At 55.1% G+C, this 1,640-nt stretch carries 2 protein-coding genes; both read left to right on the top strand.

Annotated features, from left to right (window positions below; translation table 11 throughout):
- Positions 1-177 precede the first annotated feature (177 nt).
- Positions 178-1,107, top strand: a complete 930-nt coding sequence (locus tag A3AY_RS0133030) for a sugar ABC transporter substrate-binding protein (protein ID WP_018329944.1) — start codon at positions 178-180, stop codon at positions 1,105-1,107.
- 274 nt (positions 1,108-1,381) lie between these two features.
- On the top strand, positions 1,382-1,640 hold a 259-nt coding region (locus A3AY_RS38500; RefSeq protein WP_167332415.1), incomplete at its 3' end, for a Gfo/Idh/MocA family oxidoreductase.

Raw genomic sequence — 1,640 nt, 5'->3', positions numbered from 1 at the left:
TTCTGCGCCGCGATCGAGAACAAGCATATCCGAGGGAAAGCGGGTGCGTCGTTTGGCCAAAGTGGTTCCTCCAAAATCGTCGAAAGCTGCTCTTTCAATTGAGCCAGTATCGCTTCAATCTGTAGCCCATTCAAGTGTTGGATCTGCCAGCACCGAAAAGCGGAGGAGGAAAACGAAATGAAAAAATTGATTATAGGCAGTGCGATGGCCGTCCTGATGTCGACGGCTGCGCATGCGGAGACCATTGGCGCCTCGATGGCGGTGTTCGACGACAAGTTCGGAACGGTGCTGCGCAACGGCATGGAGGATTACGGCAAATCCCTCGATGGCGTGGAACTACAAATTGAAGACGCACTGAACGACGTGGCCAAGCAACAGAGCCAAATCCAAAACTTTATTGCCGCCGGAGTGGATGCCATCATCGTCCAGCCGGTCGATACCGATGCGACGACCGTCATGTCGAAGATAGCCGCAGACGCCGGCATTCCGCTTGTCTACGTCAACCGCGAGCCGGTGAACGTCAACACGCTTCCCGACACGCAAGCCTTCGTCGCCTCAAACGAGCTTGATTCAGGGACGCTCCAAACCCAAGAAGTTTGCAGGCTGCTAAACGGAAAAGGAAAAGCCGTTGTGCTCATGGGCGAGTTGTCGAACCAGGCGGCCCGCATGCGCACAAAAGATATCCATGATGTTCTCGCTACCGACAAATGCAAGGGTATCGAGATCGTCCAGGAGCAGACCGCCAACTGGCAACGCACCCAGGGCGCCGACCTGATGACCAACTGGCTCTCCGCGGGCCTCGAGTTCGACGCGGTGATTGCAAACAACGACGAGATGGCGATCGGCGCCATTCAGGCCTTGAAGGCCGCAGGCCGCTCGATGGATTCGCTCGTCATCGGCGGCATCGACGCCACCGATGACGCGCTTGCTGCTATGGCGGCCGGCGAATTGGATGTTAGCGTGTTCCAGGACGCTGTCGGCCAAGGCAAAGGTTCAATTGATGCTGCGCTCAAGCTCGCCAGGGGGCAACCTGTGGACAGAAAGATCTATATCCCCTTTGAGCTTGTTACGAGGGAAAACCTGGCCAAGTTTCAGGGACAGAACTGATTTTTAGCCTCCACCGGGGAACAGCGGCGCAAAAAAACGTCGTGCTGAAGACGACACATCTTTCGCTTGCGATGCTGCTGCACTTATCGACTGAGAAGCAGGCTGTTGCTACAAAATCGATGACAACTACGGCGTCGTTGTTCGCTCGGAATCTCCGCAGTTCTCTACGTTTCGTGCCCCCAGTTTCAGGATCTCGCGATGCTGCATACAGCATCGTCAAATTCAGATCATTGCAACCGGTCGGTTTTGTTTATTCCAACCTCAGGATTAAGTTATGAGCGGATTCCGTCTTGGTTTAATTGGTGCTGGACGCATGGGCCAGGTTCATCTTCGTGCAGCTGCTGAAAGTTCACTTGTCGAGGTCACGGCTGTCGTGGATCCTGTAGCCGCTACTCGGCTTTCGCTGGCAGGCAACGGCATAAAGGCCTATGAAACTGCAGCGGAGATGATAGACGCAGGCGGAGTCGATGGAGTTCTTATCGCCACGCCGAGCAAAACTCATGTGGATACAGTCGCATACATAGCCGCCCGCG

It is taken from the genome of Rhizobium giardinii bv. giardinii H152 (assembly GCF_000379605.1).
Lineage (GTDB): Bacteria > Pseudomonadota > Alphaproteobacteria > Rhizobiales > Rhizobiaceae > Pararhizobium > Pararhizobium giardinii.
Note: the sequence above shows the minus strand (reverse complement) of the source record. Positions and strands in the feature narration are given on the sequence as shown.